Origin of the sequence: Microbacterium oxydans, from assembly GCF_006540085.1 — a bacterium.
GTDB classification, from domain to species: domain Bacteria; phylum Actinomycetota; class Actinomycetes; order Actinomycetales; family Microbacteriaceae; genus Microbacterium; species Microbacterium oxydans.
The window spans coordinates 303,725-321,958 of sequence record NZ_BJOG01000008.1; the positions used below are offsets into that span (position 1 = coordinate 303,725).

Annotated in this window: 19 protein-coding genes and 1 tRNA gene; 4 read left to right on the forward strand and 16 right to left on the reverse strand. The window is 69.3% G+C overall.

Annotated features, from left to right (window positions below):
- Position 1 precedes the first annotated feature (1 nt).
- The 8 genes from MOX01_RS15830 to MOX01_RS15865 form a co-directional block, all read right to left on the reverse strand.
- Positions 2–862, reverse strand: a complete 861-nt coding sequence (locus tag MOX01_RS15830; protein ID WP_058631592.1) for a hypothetical protein — start codon at positions 860–862, stop codon at positions 2–4.
- The gene (locus MOX01_RS15835; protein WP_230977960.1) at positions 862–1,074 is read right to left on the reverse strand and encodes a hypothetical protein; all 213 of its coding nucleotides are present in this window, start codon (positions 1,072–1,074) and stop codon (positions 862–864) included. The genes MOX01_RS15830 and MOX01_RS15835 overlap by 1 nt, the downstream gene beginning before the upstream one ends.
- Positions 1,075–1,217: 143 nt before the next feature.
- Entirely contained in the window at positions 1,218–1,883 is a 666-nt protein-coding gene (locus tag MOX01_RS15840) for a GntR family transcriptional regulator (RefSeq protein ID WP_046746712.1), read from the reverse strand.
- Between the two features lie 114 nt (positions 1,884–1,997).
- Positions 1,998–2,639, reverse strand: coding sequence for an NADPH-dependent F420 reductase (locus tag MOX01_RS15845; protein WP_046746713.1), 642 nt, complete (start codon positions 2,637–2,639; stop codon positions 1,998–2,000).
- 56 nt (positions 2,640–2,695) lie between these two features.
- Positions 2,696–3,637, reverse strand: a complete 942-nt coding sequence (locus MOX01_RS15850) for a GNAT family N-acetyltransferase (RefSeq protein WP_170224289.1) — start codon at positions 3,635–3,637, stop codon at positions 2,696–2,698.
- Positions 3,638–3,653: 16 nt separating this feature from the next.
- Positions 3,654–4,088 (reverse strand): Fe-S cluster assembly sulfur transfer protein SufU, encoded by a 435-nt coding sequence (sufU, locus tag MOX01_RS15855; protein ID WP_046746714.1) that lies wholly within the window; start codon positions 4,086–4,088, stop codon positions 3,654–3,656.
- The gene (locus MOX01_RS15860) at positions 4,085–5,392 is read right to left on the reverse strand and encodes an aminotransferase class V-fold PLP-dependent enzyme (RefSeq protein ID WP_141370483.1); all 1,308 of its coding nucleotides are present in this window, start codon (positions 5,390–5,392) and stop codon (positions 4,085–4,087) included. Before MOX01_RS15860 ends, sufU begins: the two co-directional genes overlap by 4 nt.
- Positions 5,393–5,435: 43 nt before the next feature.
- Positions 5,436–5,816 carry a winged helix-turn-helix transcriptional regulator gene (locus tag MOX01_RS15865; protein ID WP_061016101.1) on the reverse strand — a complete coding sequence of 127 codons (381 nt, stop codon included), beginning with the start codon at positions 5,814–5,816 and terminating at the stop codon, positions 5,436–5,438.
- An 89-nt stretch (positions 5,817–5,905) separates the two neighbouring features.
- On the opposite strand from MOX01_RS15865, the gene MOX01_RS15870 reads away from it, so the two are divergent.
- The gene (locus tag MOX01_RS15870) at positions 5,906–6,313 is read left to right on the forward strand and encodes a nuclear transport factor 2 family protein (protein WP_061016103.1); all 408 of its coding nucleotides are present in this window, start codon (positions 5,906–5,908) and stop codon (positions 6,311–6,313) included.
- A 76-nt stretch (positions 6,314–6,389) separates the two neighbouring features.
- Complete coding sequence (locus MOX01_RS15875) at positions 6,390–7,037, forward strand: LysE family translocator (protein WP_141370485.1); 648 nt, start codon at positions 6,390–6,392, stop codon at positions 7,035–7,037.
- 10 nt (positions 7,038–7,047) lie between these two features.
- On the opposite strand, the gene MOX01_RS15880 is transcribed toward MOX01_RS15875, so the two are convergent.
- The 7 genes from MOX01_RS15880 to MOX01_RS15910 form a co-directional block, all read right to left on the reverse strand.
- Positions 7,048–7,848 carry a DUF1206 domain-containing protein gene (locus tag MOX01_RS15880; RefSeq protein ID WP_141370487.1) on the reverse strand — a complete coding sequence of 267 codons (801 nt, stop codon included), beginning with the start codon at positions 7,846–7,848 and terminating at the stop codon, positions 7,048–7,050.
- A gap of 90 nt (positions 7,849–7,938) precedes the next feature.
- The gene (locus tag MOX01_RS15885) at positions 7,939–8,574 is read right to left on the reverse strand and encodes a GyrI-like domain-containing protein (protein WP_141370489.1); all 636 of its coding nucleotides are present in this window, start codon (positions 8,572–8,574) and stop codon (positions 7,939–7,941) included.
- A gap of 84 nt (positions 8,575–8,658) precedes the next feature.
- Positions 8,659–9,525 (reverse strand): AraC family transcriptional regulator, encoded by an 867-nt coding sequence (locus tag MOX01_RS15890; protein ID WP_141370491.1) that lies wholly within the window; start codon positions 9,523–9,525, stop codon positions 8,659–8,661.
- Positions 9,526–9,618: 93 nt separating this feature from the next.
- Positions 9,619–9,753 carry a methionine/alanine import family NSS transporter small subunit gene (locus MOX01_RS15895; RefSeq protein ID WP_082108540.1) on the reverse strand — a complete coding sequence of 45 codons (135 nt, stop codon included), beginning with the start codon at positions 9,751–9,753 and terminating at the stop codon, positions 9,619–9,621.
- A complete protein-coding gene (locus MOX01_RS15900; RefSeq protein ID WP_058631515.1) occupies positions 9,750–11,372 on the reverse strand; it encodes a sodium-dependent transporter in 1,623 nt (540 codons plus the stop codon). Before MOX01_RS15900 ends, MOX01_RS15895 begins: the two co-directional genes overlap by 4 nt.
- Before the next feature lie 69 nt (positions 11,373–11,441).
- Positions 11,442–12,116 carry a haloacid dehalogenase type II gene (locus tag MOX01_RS15905; RefSeq protein ID WP_141370493.1) on the reverse strand — a complete coding sequence of 225 codons (675 nt, stop codon included), beginning with the start codon at positions 12,114–12,116 and terminating at the stop codon, positions 11,442–11,444.
- Between the two features lie 75 nt (positions 12,117–12,191).
- Positions 12,192–12,280: transfer RNA gene (locus MOX01_RS15910), tRNA-Ser, on the reverse strand.
- 159 nt (positions 12,281–12,439) lie between these two features.
- On the opposite strand from MOX01_RS15910, the gene MOX01_RS15915 reads away from it, so the two are divergent.
- Entirely contained in the window at positions 12,440–13,147 is a 708-nt protein-coding gene (locus MOX01_RS15915; protein ID WP_141370495.1) for a potassium channel family protein, read from the forward strand.
- 52 nt (positions 13,148–13,199) lie between these two features.
- The gene (locus MOX01_RS15920) at positions 13,200–15,803 is read left to right on the forward strand and encodes a family 78 glycoside hydrolase catalytic domain (RefSeq protein ID WP_141370497.1); all 2,604 of its coding nucleotides are present in this window, start codon (positions 13,200–13,202) and stop codon (positions 15,801–15,803) included.
- A gap of 98 nt (positions 15,804–15,901) precedes the next feature.
- Here MOX01_RS15920 and MOX01_RS15925 read toward each other — a convergent pair whose 3' ends face one another.
- On the reverse strand, positions 15,902–18,187 hold the full coding sequence (locus tag MOX01_RS15925) for a glycoside hydrolase family 3 C-terminal domain-containing protein (protein ID WP_141370499.1): 2,286 nt from the start codon (positions 18,185–18,187) through the stop codon (positions 15,902–15,904).
- Positions 18,188–18,234: the final 47 nt, after the last annotated feature.

Below are 18,234 nucleotides of genomic sequence, written 5' to 3' on the forward strand. Positions count from 1 at the left end.
CTCAGCGGACGACGCCCACCCAGATGCCCGAGGCCCACGCCTGCTGATCGCCGTTGCAGCCGACCGATCCGGGATATCCGCGCACCACGGCCATGCAGTTGGCGAGGAACTCCGGGTCGCCGCCGAACAGCGACCCGTAGGCACCGGACGACGTGAGCGAGCCCCATACACGGAACTGATAGATGTGCGCGAGCTCGTGCGCCATCGCCCAGTTCAACCGGCCGGCCCCCCAGCTCGCGATGTCGGCGCGGTACTTGATGTACCCGTTGCTGTTCGCGCAGGCCGGGGCGTTTCCCCCCGCACAGGACGACGATTCGTAGAGCCCGACGCCTCCACCGCCGACGAGGTCGAGCGCCGCCCGCACCCGCGCGTAGCCGTCAGGGCCGCTCGACGACCACGCCGGCCCGCCGGGGCCCGAGCTCTGCGCCGCCTGCCACGAGGCGACCTCCGTGCCGACCTTCTCGGTGAGCGCGTGCACGGTCGCCGTGGCCGCAGCGACCGTGTCGGGGTTCTCCTTCTCGGCGGCGACCGTCTGCTGTGCCGAAAGCGCGGCAGCACGGTGCGCGGCGGTGTCCACCCGCCCCTCCGCACCCTTGAGGGCGACGGTGAGCGCCTGCACCTCCGCGAGGAAGGCGGGACGCTGGGCGAGGACGGCGGCGCGCTCCGCGGTGTCCTGCTCCGCGCGGTCGACCGCGCCATCGAGGTAGTCCGTGCGCTGTCCGGCATCGTGGTACTGCTCGGTGAGCGCGGTCAGCTCAGCGACGGCGGACGCCCTCTCCTGCTCGAGGCCCTGGGATCTGCCGATCATCCCCGAGACGAGGAGCACGGAGGCCGCGAGCGCGACGGCCACGGCGCGACGCATCACGGGAGGAAGCCCGTCGTGTCCGCGATCTGCGCGTCCTGCTCCGCGAGCTGTGAGCGCAGCGCTGTCAGCTGCTCGGCGAGCTCCCGGTTGTCGCCCCGCGTCGTCTCCAGCGCACGTTCGATCCGGACGATCTCCGCTTTGACCGCGGCGATCGATTCCAGACGCTCCTGATCGGCGATGGCGACGACTGTGATCCCACCGACAAGCAAGAGGCATCCGACCGCGACAGCAAGACCTCGCATCTCGCTCCCCAGGACAGCGCACCAGTTCCGGACCGACTCCGATCGCCCCAATATACAACCGGAGGTGCCTCCGCAGGACCTCACCTCGGGAGGCCGCGGACCCGCGAGGCTCAGACCGTCAGGTCGCTGCGCGCCGCAAGCCGCCGCTCCGCCGCGGACTGGCCGCTGGCGAGGTGCGCCGGCACGATCCGACGCAGCGCTTCCGTATCCCGCGCCGTCATCGCCTCGAGGATGATCCTGTGCTCGTCCGCCATGGCGAGCAGGTCGTCGTGCTGACCGAACAGCCAGCGCAGACGGGTGAGGAAGACGGCGATCAGCTCTCCGAGCATCTCGTTCGCGGCGAGTTCGACGGCGACCTCATGGAACTCCGCCGCCGCGATCCTCGCCGCCTCGGAATCCTCGGCACGTGCGGCCGCGAGCTCGCGCTCGTACGCGGCACGGATGCGGGCGATACCCGCCTCGTCGTGCCGCTCCGCCGCGAAGACGAAGATCAGCGTCTCTATGGCCTCGCGCACCTCTGCGAAGTCCTGGATGTCGCGGTGCGTGAACTCCCTCACGACAGCCCAGGTACGAGGACGCGCGACCACGATCCCCTCGGCGACGAGTGTGCGGATGGCTTCGCGGACCGGAAGGCGGGACACGTTCAGCTCCGCGGCGATGTCCCGCTCGACGAGTCGCGCACCCGGCTTCCGGTGTCCGAGGATGATGTCGTCACGAAGGATGCGGGTGACTCGCACCGACTCGAGTTCCCCGCCTGCTGCTATAGCCCCCGCCATCTGGGCATTCTCGCACCCCTGCCGGTGTTCCTCAACTTTTGGTATCCCAAGGCTCCGCGCCGATGGACCCCGACGACCGGGCGAGAGGATGCGTCCCCCCGCCCGCATCGATGCTCAGGGCAGACGGTTCGCGCGTGCGAGGTTCTCCGTCAGCTCTTCCGCGTTCTGCCGGACCACATACGCCGGACGGTCACGCTCGACCCGCCACGACTCGCTGAGCGGTCCCACGTTGACGGTGTCGAACCCTGCCTCGTCGTAGAAGCGGGTCACGAAGGCGACAGCCTCCGCATCATCACCGGCAGTCGCCAACGCCCGCCGGTTCGGCGTGCCGGCAGGAGTGCCGTCCGACGTGATCTCAGAGGCGAAGATGTGGTTGAAGGCCTTCGCGATCTTGGAGTTCGGGAGCGCGCGCTGCACCAGCTCCGACGTCGTGGTCTCCCCCTTGTCGAGGGCTTCGATGTGCCCGTCCCGCTCGAAGTAGTAGTTGTTCGTGTCGAGCACGATCTTGCCGGCGAGCTGCTCTGCAGGCAGGTCGTCGATCGCACGGAGCGGCACCGTGACGACCGCGACGTCCGCAGCGGCGGCGGCGTCCTCCGCAGTGGCGGCGCGAGCGTTCGGGCCGAGCTCGGCGACGAGGTCGGCGAGAGTCTCCGGTCCCCGCGAGTTCGCGATCACCACGTCGTACCCGTTCGCGATCGCCACGCGTGCGACCTGGCTGCCGATGTGTCCTGCACCGATGATTCCGAGAGTTGTCATGTCGGGACCAACGCCGGGCGCTCGAGGCTATTCCCGTCGAGTCCTCCTACGACGGCTCAGACGTCACGGAGCAGGCTCTCCTCGGTGCGGCGGTAGCCCAGCTGCTCGTACAGGTCGATCGCTCCCGTGTTGAAGCCGAAGACGTGCAGACCGATCGAGTCCGCACCGAGCCGGCGCGCCTCCCGCTCGACGGCATGCATCAGTTCGCGCCCGTACCCTCTGCGCCGGTGCTCGACGGCCACCTCGATGTCCAGGACGAACACATGAGGACGACCTTCGCGCTGACGCACGCCGACCCACAGGATGCCGACCTCCGTCCCGTCGACGGAGGCGGTGAAGAGCTCCTGCCCCGCGGTGTCGAGTCCGTCGGGAAGCTCGGCGATCATCTGACGATGCGACTCGGCGAGCGCTTCCTCCGGGGTGTAGCGACCGGACTCGACGAGGTCGTTCGCGAACCCCTCCTCCGATGCGGCGGCGAACGTCGGGAAGCGGTCCGGGGTCATCGGCGACACGTCGACGTGGGAAGCGACGTCGCGCGCAGGGAGCGGCTCGAGCACCATCTGGATGGAGGCCACCTCGAAGCCCCGCCCGCTCGCGAACGCGCGACCGGTCGAGTCCTGGGGGAACAGCTGCATGCCGACCTGCGTGGCGCCCTCTTCTCGCGCGACCCGCAGGATCTCTGCGAGCAGATCGTCGCTGTGCGCGTCGGTGAACGGCTCGTCGACGACGAGGTCGAGGAGGAAGAGCTTGTCGTCCCGCAGAATCAGCAGGAGCGTCCCGACCTCCCCTTCCGCGTCCATGACCACGCGCATGACCCGCGCGGTCGCGGTCGCGGCGGAGCCCGGGAACACCTCGCCGAAGAGCTGATCGACGTGGGCGACCGCGTCGACGCCGGGGCGCCGGTCCGACGCCCTGTTGCCGTCGATGAGACGCTTCCGCGCGGCGGACCGCCATTCGTCGAAGCGTTCGGCGGGCAGGGGCATCAGCTGCACGGACATGCGTCCATCCTGCACCTCAGCTGCGGGTGAGCGCGTCTTCCGCTGCGACCCAGGCGAGCATGGCGCACTTGACGCGTGCGACGTACTTCGACACCCCACCGAGAGCTGCGGCATCTCCGAGCAGCTCCTCATCGGGTTCGATCTTGCCGCGGGAGCGCATCGCCTCGCGGAATGCGGCGATGCGCACCTCGAGGTCTTCGACGCTGAGCCCCTCGGCGAGCTCTGCCAGCAGCGAGGCGGATGCCTGCGAGATCGCGCAGCCGTGTCCCTCCCAGGCGATAGCCTCGATGCCGCCGTCGGCTCCGCGGTGCACCTGGAGGGTGATCTCATCGCCGCAGGTCGGGTTCAGCTGGTGCGACTGCGCCGGGATCTCCTCCCGCAGCCCATACCCGTGCGGGGTGCGCGAGTGGTCGAGGATCAGCTCCTGATACAGGTTCTGCAGGTCGCTCATGCGCCCCTCCGGAAGAAGTCGATGGCTCCGGCGACGCCCTCGATCACGGCATCCACCTCGGCATCGGTCGTGTAGAGATAGGTGCTCGCCCTGGTGGACGAGGTCACGCCGAGCCGGCGGTGCAGCGGCTGTGCGCAGTGATGGCCGACGCGCACCGCGATGCCGAGATCGTCGAGGAACTGCCCCACGTCGTGGGAGTGGATGCCCTGGACGTCGAAGCTCGCCAGTCCCACGCGGGGCAGGTCGATACCGGCGCCGAGCACGCGCACCCCGTCGATCGCGCTCAGACCGTCGACGAGTCGTCGACCGAAGGCCGCCTCATGGGCGGCGATACGCGGCATCCCGACCTCGGTCAGGTAGCCGACCGCTGCGGCGAGCGCGATCGCCTGCGACACCCGCTGGGTGCCCGCCTCGAAACGCTGCGGCGGCGGAAGATACTCGGCTTCGGTCGTGGTGACCGTCGTGATCATCGAGCCGCCCGTCAGGAAGGGCGGCATCGCTGCCAGCACCTCGCGGCGACCGTAGAGGGCACCGATCCCGGTGGGTCCGAGCATCTTGTGTCCGGACAGCACGGCGAAGTCGACGTCGAGGGCGCGCACATCGAGGGGCAGATGCGGTGCCGACTGGCAGGCGTCGAGCAGCGTCAGCGCCCCGACCTCACGGGCGAGCGCGACCAGCTGCTCCACGGGATTGATGACTCCCAGAACGTTGGAGACGTGCGTGAAGGCGACGAGCTTGGTGCGTGCCGTGATCAGCTCGGCCGCGGCGTCGAGCCGCAGGGCACCGTCGTCGTCGAGGGGGATCACCTTGAGCGTGGCGCCGGTGCGGGCCGCGAGCTCCTGCCACGGGATGAGGTTCGCGTGGTGCTCCATCTCGGTGGTGACGATCTCGTCGCCCTCTCGGAGCCGCAGGCGCTCCGCAGCCGCACCGCCACGCCCGAGCGACGCGTTCGAGAGGGAGTACGCGACGAGGTTGATCGCCTCGGTGGCGTTGGAGGTCCAGACGATCTCGTCGTCGTCCGCGCCGACGAATCGGGCGACGGCCGTGCGGGCGTCCTCGAACAGCTCGGTCGCCTCGGCAGCGAGCGTGTGCGCACCGCGATGCACGGCCGAGTTCATCGAGGTGGCGAAGTCGCGCTCGGCGTCGAGCACAGCCACCGGTCGCTGTGACGTCGCCCCGGAGTCCAGATACACCAGCGGGCGCCCGTGCACCTGTGCACCCAGGATCGGGAAGTCGCCGCGAATGCGCCGCACCTCGGCGTCGTTCAGGGGGGCGATCACGTCGAGACCGGGAGAAGTGCTCATCCCTCCATGTTCCCACCTGCGGACCGGGGGTGGGCGCGACGGGTCAGGGGCCGCCGAGAGTCTTCGCGTCGGCGGCCGCGTCGTAGCGGTCCTGCGCGTCACGTACGTCCTCGACATGCGACTCCGCCCAGACCTGCAGCGCCTGGAGCGGCGCATACAGCGTGCGCCCGAGCGGAGTGAGCAGATAGCGGGAGTGGCCGTCGTCTCCGACGCCGCGCTCCAGCATGCCGTCGCGTTCCAGGGCGCGGAGCGTGTCGACGAGCACCTTCTTCGTGATTCCGTCCATCCTGGTGTGCAATTCGCCGAAGCGCAGAGGCTGCTCGTGCAGGAGGACGACGATCATCGCGGTCCATTTGTTCGCGATGCGCGCGAGTGATGCGCGCGACGGGCAGCTGGCCGAGAACACCGTCCACGTGTTCGACATCCGCTGCCCCTTCCGGTGACGTTGAAGTAACCGCGTCCCTGCCGAGACGCTGGATGCTCCACAGTACCGACCCATCGAGAAGGAGCATCATGTCGGCGATCGACGTCGTAGGACAGTACGGTGCGGCCATGGCCGCCGGAGACATGGAGGCGCTGGCGGCGACCTTCCATCCGGATGCCGTCTGGCACCAGCCCGGAGCGAACCAGCTGTCAGGAGATCACGTCGGCCCCGACGCGATCATCGCGCACCTGGGACGGTTCATGCAGCTGAGCGGGGGCACGTTCGCCCTCGAGACGGAGTCGGCGACCGAGAGCGGTGCCCTGGTATCCGCCACCGTGCGATTCCGCGCGCAGCGCGTGGGGCACGATGACCACGATCAGCACGTTCTCGATCAGCACGGTGTCGACGTGTTCCGTGTCGCCGACGGCCGCATCGTCGAGGTCTGGCTGATGAGCGAGGACCAGGAAGCGGAGGATCGCTTCTGGGGTACGGCCTGATCCGTCCCCCGATTCGAGCGACGCCGGGTGGTCGCGGACCTCGACCGCCCGGCGTCCGCGCCTCTAAGCTCGTCCCATGATCGCCCAGGACACGCTGTTCACCTTCGTCGTCGCGGCGTTCATCATGGTCGTCATCCCCGGGCCGACCGTGCTCTTCACGATCGGCCGAGCCATGGCGCTCGGCCGGATGGGCGGATTCCTCAGCATCCTGGGCACGGCGGTCGGATCGATCGTGCTCGTCGTCGCGGTGGCTCTCGGCGTCGGCACCGTGATCGCGCAGTCGGTCGTGCTGTTCACGATCGTCAAGGTGCTCGGCGCCAGCTACCTGATCTTCCTGGGCATCCAGGCGATCCGCCACCGGAAGGACGCGGCGAGAGCCATGGCCACGGCGCCGGCGAAGCGCTCTGGCTGGCGGCTTCTCACCGAGGGCTTCGTCGTCGGCGTCACGAACCCGAAGTCCATCGCGTTCTTCCTCGCGATCCTCCCGCAGTTCGTCGATCTGCATGCCGGATCGGTGCCGGCGCAGCTGTTCCTGCTCGGGGTGGTCGTCGTGGTGATCGGCGTGAGCTGCGACGCCGTATGGGTGCTCCTGGCGAGCGCCGCCCGTGACTGGTTCGGCCGCTCGCCCCGACGCATCGAGGCGATGGGGGCGACCGGTGGCGGGCTGATGATCGCTCTCGGCGCTTTCCTGCTGGTGTGGAGCGAGAAACCCGCCACCGCGTGAACGCTCGAACTCACATCCTGGCGTAGCGGGCCCTGGCGATGCAGACGACGCCGTAGACGGCGAACCCCGCGCCGACAGCACCCAGGACGAGTCCGCCGAGGGGCAGATCGAGCAGACTGTGCAGGGCGGCATCGAGCCCCGCGCCCTTCTCCGGGTCCTGCGTGACGGCGGCGACGACGAAGAGCACCCCGGTCACGGCGACGGCGGTGCCCTTGCCGAAGTAGCCGATCACTCCCAGGGTCACGATGCCCCTGCGGGCGACTCCCGATGGCAGGTCGAGCAGCTTCTCGAAGCCGCGGGTGAAGCCGCCGACGATGAACCCGACCCCGACCCCGACGACCGAGAGCCCTACGACGACCAACAGGGCGACGCCGCCGGGCGCCGAGAGCAGCACCGCGCTCAGGGTCTTCGACGCCGTCTCGGAGTCGGCATTGCCACCCACGGCGTAGATCAGGGCCATGCCCCCGACGATGAGGTAGGCGGCGGCGATGCCGAACAGCTTGACGCGCTGACCCCACTTCTTCGTCTCGGCCGGATCGGCGGCGAGGAAGGCACTGGCGATCTGCCACACGGCGAGCGCGATCAGCCCGGCGGCCACGAGCACGAGCAGCAGCCCTCCGATCGGACTCTGGCGGATCTGCTCCATGGCCCCGTCCTGGTCGGCGTCACCGGAGGCGCCGGCCGCGATGGAGATCGCCACCGAGCCGATGATGACGTGGATAAGACCGAGGACGACGAAGCCGGCACGGGCGATCCGTCGGAACGTCGACGACCTCTTGGCGACGCGCGCCGCGTTCTTGACCGTGCTCATCGTTGAAGCGTATCCGTCGTGCGGAACCCCGCCGAGGGGCTTGATTTCGCCTCGCCTGTCGCTCCCGCCCTGTCGCTCCCGCCCTGTCGCTCAGGCGTGCGGCATGATCGGCTGCCGGAGGATGGTGCGCAGCTTCGCCGGATCGGCACGGCGCAGGTCGCTCAGGTAGATCTCGTGATGGAGCCCCCGCATCTGGAACCCGTTGTCGGGGATGAAGTGGTGATGCAGCTCTTCGAGCACCGGTCCTTCGTCGTCGAACGGTCCGACGTGGAGTGTCTCTACGCAGCTGCCCTCGTCGAGGGTCTGCAGCCGCACGGAGTCGAGCGTAGGGATCGGCTCCCTCTTCTTCACAGCCTTCTGCGACACCGACTCGACGGCTGCCGCGAACATCGCGGGGGTGATGTGATCGCCGACCATGATCATCATCGTCCACATCCAGGCCGACTTGTCACGTCGGGAGGTGAACGACTCCATGTCGGGCGCATGCCAGAGTCCCTCGAGCGGCATCACGACGGTGTCGATGCCGAGGTCGTTCCGACTCGCGAACTTCAGCGCGTATGCCAGGGGGAACAGGGCCGACACGGCGTCCCGATAGGCGGGCGCGGTGTTCGGGTCTCCTGCCCCGTCGATCATCAGGTACTGCAGGGGCGGCACCTCGACGACGCGGAACTCGCCCCGCTTCGCCCGGTACGCGTCGAGTGTCTTCTTCGGATCGATGGCCGCCATCACGTGCCTCCCTGGATCGTGCGCTCAGTGTCGCACGGGCCACGGACACGGGGTGGGTGCGCACGCGCGCCCACCCCGCCGGCCTCAGGCCGGTTCGACCGGAAGCCAGAGCTCGCACGACGCGGAGTCACCGCTGAACTCCAGGTAGCGCACGATCGACGGGCCTGGGCGCAGCCTCCACGGGTTCGACGGGAACCACTCCGTCGCCGTGGCCGCCCACAGCGTCTGCAGAGCGGCGGGGAAGGGCCCACTGGCGGCGAAGACCGCCCACGATCCCTCGTCGACCGGAAGCACGTCGAGGTCTTCCGGAACCGATGTCGTGCTCTGCACCGCGACGCCGTGCAGATACCTCAGCAGCGAGCCTTCCGGGGCGTCGGGTTCGACGTCTGCCGTGACGGCCAGGATCCCCGAGGGCTCGGCATCGCCGAGGGTCTTGAGCCGCGCATGCTCCTCGGGCGGGATGGCCGCGATGTGCGCCTGGATGTGCGGATTGGCGCCTTCGCGGATCAACGGAACCTCCACGGCGTGACCGACGAGCACGAGCGCGGGCCGGTGGGTGATGGTGACGTGCATGGGGATGCTCCCTTCCACGCTCAGGCGGAACCGGAGCGAGGGTTGTGTACGGAGAGGGCCCCCGTCACGGCGCGCATCGGCCGGTCCGATGCCGTGCACCGCGCGGAAGGCGCGAGCGAACGCCTCGACCGAGCCGTATCCGTGGCGCACGGCCACATCGAGCAGGCTCGGAGCGCCGGCTGCGAGTTCCGCTCCCGCGTGCGTCATCCGGCGACGACGCACGTACTCCGAGAGCGGCATCCCCGCCAGCGCCGAGAACATCCGACGCAGGTGGTACTCCGTCGTGCCGTTCTCACGGGCGAACGCGTCGATGTCGATCTCTCCCGCGACACCGTAGGTGTCGACGAGGTCGACCAGGGCGTTCAGCGTGCCGATCATGAGGTCCTCCTTTCCCCACCATCGTCGCTGCGCATCTCATAAGCCGACCCGACTTCTCCGGTCGGATGCGATCGGTTCTCCGTCGACGCCCGGTCAGAGCTCGACGGGAGGTGCCGGCTCCGTCTCCGACTCCTCGGGATGACGGGCCAGGTTCACGATCCCGGCGACCAGCCCGCCCCAGACCGTGACCATGGCGATGATCATCATGACGACAGCGATCGGAGTCATGCGCTCGCTCCCTTCGTCGTGGTGCCCACCGCCGGGATCGCGGACGTCTCCGCATCCGGCTCGTACTCCTCTTCGACGAGGAACTCGTCGTACTCGGGATCGTCCTTCGCGTGGGAACGGCCGCTCCACGGCAACGCCGACAGGACCAGGGCCAGCACCACGAGGGCGATCACCATGCCCCATCCGAAGACGGCGAGGAACCAGGCCGGATAGCCGCTGTACGGCTCGGACGTCTTCGCGATGAGCTCGCTGATGAAGAGGTACCCGAGCACGACGGGTGCCAGCACGCCGACGAGCAGCTTCCAGATCGCGCCCACCCGGAAGCTCGATCGACGATTGAGGTGCTCGACCAGCACCGGCAGCTTGTGCAGCAACCAGGCCACGATGATCACGGCCACCAGGGCGACCGCCATGATGCCGAAGGAGTTGACGAAGGCATCGACCGTATCGAGGACGGAGAGCGCCGTCGTCGTCGAGAACAGCGCCATCGAGACGATAGCGAGCGGGATCGCCACGGTCAGGGTCGTGCGCACACGCGCCCAGCCCAGCTTGTCCTGCAGCGCGGCGACGATCACCTCGAGGATGGAGATGAGCGAGGTGACTCCGGCGAACACCAGGGCCCCGAAGAAGAGGACGCCGATGATCGATCCGCCCGTCGCCTGCGACACGATCGTCGGGAACGCGATGAACGCCAATCCGATGCCGGAAGAGGCGACTCCCGCCACCTCGGTCCCCTGCGCCTGCGCCATGAAGCCGAGGGCCGCGAAGACACCGATGCCGGCGAGGATCTCGAAGCCCGAGTTCGCGAAGGCCACGACGAGTCCCGAACCGGTCAGGTCGGTCTTGCGCTTGAGATACGAGGAGTAGGTCACCATGATGCCGAACGCGACCGACAGCGAGAAGAAGATGTGGCCGTACGCGGAGGCCCAGACGCCCGGGTCGGCGAGTGCCTCCCAGTTCGGGGTGAAGAAGGCGTTGAGGCCGTCCATCGCACCGGGGAGGAACAGCGACTGCACCACGAGGATCGCGAACATGACCGTGAGCAACGGCATCAGGATCATGTTCGCCCTGCCGATGCCGCGCTTCACACCCAGCGCCATGATCACGATGACGATGAGCCACACGACCACGAGAGGGATGCCGACCTGGGGGACGAAGTCGGTCGAGACGCCGACTTCGGCCACGTCCGCCGAGCGCAGGAAGTCGATGAAGAAGAAGTCGTTCTCGTTGCCCGCGCCCCAGGTGAGCTGGGCCGAGAACCAGGTGTACATGGCCGCCCACGCGATGATCACGGCGTAGTAGACGGCGATCACGACGCAGATGAGCACCTGCCACCATCCGAGGGGCTCGGCAGCACGGTGCAGACGACGGAAGGCGAGAGGCGCCGATCCGCGGTATCGATGACCGATCGCGTAGTCGAAGAACAGCAGCGGGATGCCGGCGGTCAGCAGCGCGCACAGGTACGGGATGAGGAACGCCCCGCCGCCGCCCTCGTAGGCGACGTAGGGGAACCGCCAGATGTTCCCGAGGCCGACCGCTGAGCCGATCGCGGAGAGGATGAACACGTTCCGCGAGCCGAAGGCTTCGCGTTTGTGGGTCTGCGTCGTGGCGGAGGACATGCGGACGAGGCTACCCGAGGGCTGAGCCGAACGTCGGGTCGGACACAGACACGAGACGATCCCGCCGCTTCAGCCCAACGCCTCCGCCAGCTCGGCCAGGCTGGGGAAGCGCCCGTCGAAGGCGTCGGTGTCCTCGGGCGGATCACCTGCCGGACGCGGTACGTACGCGGTCCTCATCCCCGCGGCTCCGGCGCCTCGGAGATCCCAGGCGTGGGCGGCGACCATGAGCACGCGCGTCGGGTCGCCGCCCGCCTCCTCCACCGCGAGCCGGTAGACCCGCGGGGAGGGCTTGTAAGCCTCGACGGCGTCCGCCGATAGCGCTCCGTGCCACGGCAGTCCGGCGTGCTCCCCGAGCGCGTGCAGCGACTCCGGGTTCGCGTTCGACAGCCCGAGCACACGGAAGCGGGCGGCGAGACGCTCGATGCCCTCGCGCGAATCCGGCCAGGCGGGAAGACGCTTCGCCGCGGTCGCGAGGCGATCGACGGTGGCGGCATCCGTGACCCCCGCAGTCTGCGCCACCAGTGTCGCCGCCTCGCGATCCAGGATCCCGGAGTCGACGTAGTCGCGCTCACCCCGTGCGATCCGGCGCTGCTCCCCGTCGATATGACGTTGCCAGACGGCGAGGAGTCCATCGGAATCGCGGGGAGAGCCACCCGCCTCCTCGATGGCAGCGCGAAGCCCTCCGGGCTCATCGACCAGGGTGCCCAGCACGTCGAAGACGATGGTGGTGATGTCGCGACGCATGATTCGAGTCTGCCCCGACACGGGAGCCCAGGGGCCGGGAACGAGAAAACCCCCGCCGGAGCGGGGGTTCTTCTGCGGAGACGAGGGGATTTGAACCCCTGGTCCCCGTGAGGGGACTCCACCTTAGCAGGGTGGTGCACTCGGCCGGACTATGCGACGTCTCCAGGCATCCGGCCGGAAAGCGCGGATGCACCTAGCCATCATAACGGGTCCGGCGAGCGGACACGAACCGCGCCCGGCCGGTCGTCCCTCCTCGTCGTCACCCGCCTGGGATACTGACCGCAGATCACGGACATCGCCAGCCGCTGATCCGGAGGGACGCCATGACCGAGAAGCTGACCGCGCACGGGACCGACTCCTCGCCTCCCGGCGGCCTGTGGACCCGACGCGCAGCCGGGTACGGGGTCGTGCTCGTGCTCCTCGTCGTCTCGTATGGACTGTGCGCGACGCAGCCGAGCACCGACCCGAGCCCGTGGGCCTTCCTGCCGATGCTGGCGACCGTCGCCGTGGTCTTCTACGTCACCGGAGCGACGCGGCTGGCGCAACGTGTGTCGTGGGTGGTGCTCTCCGCTGCCGGTCTCGCCGCGGTCATCGCCGGCGCCCTCGGGCTCGACGGCCCGCTCTTGGCCATCCCGCTCTCCGCCGCCTCGATGCTCGCGCTCCTCGTGGCGCCGTGGGTCATCATCGCCCACCAGGTCACCCGTCGCGGGCTCGACTTCGAAGCGCTCCTGGCTGCGGTCACGGCGTACATCCTCGTCGGGATGTTCTTCGCGTTCGTGTACAACCTGATGTCGCAGCTGTCTCCCACTCCGCTGTTCGGCGACGCGACCGCCGACTCCCTCGGAAACCAGCTGTTCTTCTCCTTCACAGCCCTGACGACGACGGGCTACGGCAACATCGTCCCGGTCGGAACCGGCGGGCAGGCGGTCGCGATCGCCGAGGGGATCACGGGACAGCTGTTCCTCATCACGGCTGTCGCCCGGATCATGCGGGGCGCCAGCGCCAAGCGCACCCCGGCGCCGTCCGAGTGAACCCGCGACAGAGCATCGACACCCGACGAGCCGCAGGGGCAGGAAGAAGCACATGACCACCGTCTCCGCGCCACGCATCGAGCACCACCGGGAGCCGCTCGGCATCGGCGAGAGCCGCCCGCGTCTGAGCTGGAGCATCGCAGACGCCCCCGCTGACTGGCGACAGCAGTCCTATGCCGTCACGGTGGTGCGCGGCAGCAGCCAGGACCGGGACGAGGAGCGCATCGAGGTGACGTCCGAAAGACAGGTCCTGGTGCCCTGGCCCTTCGGCGCCCTCGACTCGCGCGAGCGCGTCGGCGTGCGCGTGGCAGTGCGGGGCGGCGACGGCAGCTGGTCCGCCGACAGCCCGGAGACCTGGCTCGAGGCCGGCCTTCTCCGGGCAGACGACTGGTCGGCGCGACCGGTGGGGGTCGACCTCGACGAGGATCCGGAGAGCGATGCCCGCCGCGCGACCCTGGTTCGACGCGGCTTCCGCGTCGAGGGCGAGATCGCCAGCGCCCGGCTCTACGCCACGGCGCACGGCTTGTACGAGGCGGAGATCAACGGGGTCCGCGTCGGCTCCGACACGCTCTCACCCGGATGGACGACCTACCGCGAACGCCTGCGGTACTACACCTACGACGTGACCGCACTGCTCCTCGACGGCGAGAACGCGCTCGGCGCCTGGCTCGGCGACGGCTGGTACCGCGGTCGTCTGGGCTGGCGCGGCGGTCATCGCAACGTCTTCGGCAGCGACCTGTCCTTCCTCGGCCAGTTGGAGCTCGTCTACGTGGACGGACGGCGCGAGACGATCGCGACCGACGAATCCTGGAGGGCATCACTCTCCCCCATCCTGCGTTCCGGCATCTACGACGGCGAGGACTACGACGCACGGCACGAGCACACCGGGTGGACGACCGCGCCGTTCGACGACACCGGCTGGTTCCCTGTCGCCGTGCGCGAACGCGACCCGCGAACCCTGGTCGCCCCGACCGGCCCGCCCGTGCGGGTGACGGAGGAGGTCGCCCCGATCGCCGTGCTCACCTCACCGAGCGGCGCACGCATCCTCGATTTCGGGCAGAACCTCGTCGGCAGGGTCCGCATCCGCGTCGCGGGTTCCCGCGGTGCCACCGTGACGCTGCGCACCGCGGAGGTTCTACAGGAGGGCGAGATCTACACGCGTCCGCTGCGCAGCGCCCGTTCGAGCGACGCCTACACGCTGGCCGGACATCAGGGCGGCGAAGAATGGGAGCCGCGGTTCACCTTCCACGGCTTCCGCTACGTAGAGGTCTCGGGGTGGCCGGGCGACCTCGACGCGGATGCCGCGGCCGGCGCACTCGTCGCCCGTGTGCTCCACACCGACCTCGAGCGCACCGGATGGTTCACGTGCTCCGATCCGCTGGTCGAGCAGCTGCACCGCAACGTGGTCTGGGGCATGCGGGGGAACTTCGTCGACATCCCCACCGACTGTCCGCAGCGCGACGAACGCGTGGGCTGGACGGGCGACGTGCAGGTGTTCGGCCCGACCGCGTCGACACTCTTCGACGTCTCGGGGATGCTGTCCGGGTGGCTCAGAGACGTCGAGGCCGATCAGCTGCCCGACGGCACTGTGCCCTGGTTCGTGCCGGTGATCCCGTCGCACAAGGTCTGGTCCCCGGCCAGGGCTGGTGCCGCCTGGGGAGACGTCGCCACGCTGCTGCCCTGGACCCTGTACGAGCGCTTCGGCGACACCGGCGTGCTGGCGACGCAGTTCGAGAGCGCACGCCGCTGGGTCGACAAGGTCGATTCGCTGGCCGGACCCGACCGACTGTGGGACGAGGGGTTCCAGCTCGGCGACTGGCTCGATCCCGCCGCTCCCCCGCAGGATCCCGGAGCCGGCCGCACGGATCGGTACCTCGTGGCCACGGCCTACTTCGCCCGATCGGCCAGGGCGCTCGCGGAAATGGCCGGGGTGCTCGGGCTCCCCGCAGAGGCTGCGCGCTATGCGACTCTCGCCACCGAGGTCGCCGCCGCCTTCCGCGCGGCCTACGTGCGAGCCGACGGCACGATGACCTCGGACGCTCAGACCGCGTACGCCCTCGCCATCGTGTTCGCGTTGCTCGACGACACGCAGCGCGCAGCGGCAGGGGCGCGTCTCGCCGAGCTGGTGCGAGAGGCAGGCAATCGCATCGCGACGGGCTTCGTCGGCACACCGCTGGTCTGCGACGCGCTGACCATGACCGGCCATGCGGACACCGCGTACGACCTGCTGCTCGAGCAGGGCTGCCCGTCGTGGCTGTATCAGGTCGTGCAGGGAGCGACCACGGTCTGGGAGCGCTGGGATGCGATGCTCCCCGACGGCACGGTGAACCCCGGCACCATGACATCGTTCAACCACTACGCGCTGGGCGCCGTCGCCGATTGGCTGCACCGCAGCGTCGCAGGGCTCGCCGCCGCGGAACCGGGCTACCGCCGCATCCGCTTCGCCCCGCGCCCTGGCGGTGGGCTCACGCATGCCTCATCGACGCAGCGCACTCCCTACGGAGTCGCGTCGATCTCGTGGCGCGTCGACGGCGACCGACTGCACGTCGACGTCGTGGTCCCGGTCGGCGCGACCGCGGAACTCGACCTGCCAGGAACATCCGTCGAGGAACTCGGGCACGGCTCCCACACGCGGGCGGTGCGCATGCGGTCGTGACGGCCTGGCCGAATGCAGACTCCGGTCGCACTCTCCGTCGTTCCCGCTCGGCGGGAGCGATGGAAAGTGCGACCGGAATGTCGCTTGGCACCGACGGGTCAGCGGGCGGCTGAGTCCCCCGCGTTCGCTGCGGCGATGAGCTGCTCGATCTGCTCGAAGTCGACGGGAAGGCCCGGGAAACCGGCCAGGCGACCGATCGGGAACGACGCCATCATCTTCTGCATCGCCTCGTCGTTCGGCATCATCGACGCCGCTGCCGCATCGCCGCCGGACCCGCCCAGAAGACCACCGAGAGCCTGCTGCACGATCGGGCCCGCGACGGGGTGCGACATCAGGTCGCCGACCGAGGAGTTCATCGTCAGCTCCTGGCGCACCGTGTCTCCGGCGATGTCGACGGTCGCGGTGGAGCGGATGTCGCGGCTGGAGGCGGCGACGTCGACGATGTACTCGCCGCCCTCCACCACCCAGCGGTCGACGCGGACATCCCAGTAGGCGAGGTCCTCGCGCCGCACGACCAGCTCGACCGTGCGGGTCTCCCCTGCGGCGAGCGCGACGGAGGAGAAGGCCTTGAGCTCGCGGGGTGCGCGCTGCACGATCGATGTCGCCGGAGCCACGTACACCTGCACCACCTCGCGGCCGTCGCGGTCTCCGGAGTTCGTGACGTCGACGCGCACGACGATGTCGCCGTCCGCTCCGACGTCGGCCGTCGCAGGTGCGTACTCGAACGTCGTGTACGAGAGACCGTGGCCGAAGGGGAAGGTCACGTCGAGACCCTTCGCGTCGTACCAGCGGTAGCCCACCAGCAGGCCCTCGCCGTAGCGGACATGTCCGAACTCTCCGGGGAAGTTGCCGAACGAGGGGTTGTCCTCGAGCCGCACCGGCACGGTCTCGGTGAGCTTGCCCGAGGGGTTCACCGCCCCGTAGAGCACATCAGCCACAGCGCTGCCGCCCGCCTGACCGAGCAGCCAGCTCTCGACGATCGCGGGTACACGGTCGGCGAAGGGGAGCGCGACCACGCCGCCGTTCGACAGCACCACCACGACACGAGGGTTCACCGCGAGCACGGCATCGAGCACCGCAAGCTGCTCGGCGGGCAGATCGATGTGGTCGCGGTCGAAGCCCTCCGACTCCTCCGCGGCCGGGAGCCCGAGGAAGAGCACGGCCACGTCAGCCGCCGTCACGATGTCGACGGCTTCCGCCCGCAGGTCGTCTGCAGAGCGTCCGGACGCGGCGATGGCACCGCCTTCGACCGCGAAGCCCGCGGCGTAGGTGACGTGGTCGCCGCCGACGGCGCGCAGTCCGTCGAGGGCCTCGTCGATGCGCGTGGGGTTGATCAGCGAAGAGCCCGCTCCCTGGAACCGCGGCTCGGTCGCGAACGCGCCGATCACGGCGACCTTCTGGTCGTCGGCGAGCGGCAGCAGCGCACCGTCGTTCTTCAGCAGCACGATGGACCGACCAGCGGCCTCCCTGGCCAGCGCGTGGTGCGCGTCGACGTCGAGCGGGCCGGACACGGCAGGACGCCGGGCGGCCTTGCGCACGAGGTCGATCGCGCGACCGGCTGCGGTGTCGAGCACGCTCTCGGCGAGTTCGCCGGCGCGCACGGCTGCGACGAGCTGCGCATCCGTCCTCCCACCGGAGGAGGGCATCTCCAGGTCGAGTCCTGCGGCGACGCCGGCGACGCGGTCGTTCACGGCTCCCCAGTCCGAGACGACGAGGCCGTCGAAGCCCCAGTCGTCGCGGAGCACGCTGGTGAGCAGCCAGGGGTCCTCGGAGGTCCAGACGCCGTTGAGCTTGTTGTACGAGCACATGACCGTCCACGGCGCAGCGTCCTTCACGACACGCTCGAATCCGCGCAGGTAGATCTCCCGCAGCGGACGCGGATCCACGTCGGAGCTCGCGCGCATGCGATCGAACTCCTGGTTGTTCGCAGCGAAGTGCTTGAGCGAGGTGCCGACGCCCTTCGACTGGATGCCGCGGACGGACGCGGCTCCGAGCACGCCCGACACGATCGGGTCTTCCGAGAAGTACTCGAAGTTGCGGCCGCACAGCGGTGAGCGCTTGATGTTGATGCCGGGTCCGAGCACGACCGCGACGTCCTCGATCGCGGCCTCGATGCCGATCGCGGCGCCCACCCGCTCGATGATCTCGGGATCCCACGATGAGCCGATGCCGACGGCGGGCGGGAAGCACGTGGCGGGGACGCTGCTCGCGAGGCCGAGGTGATCGGTGCTGCCCGACTGCTTGCGCAGACCGTGCGGTCCGTCGGTCATCATCACCGACGGGATGCCCACGCGGTCGATCGCCTTCGTCGTCCAGAAGTCCGCACCGCTGGTGAGCGAAGCCTTCTCCTCGAGGGTCAGGTCGGAAGCCGAGTTCTCGGTCATTGTGTTCCTTTCGCGGGCGACGGCGATGTCCTTGCGAAAACCTTATG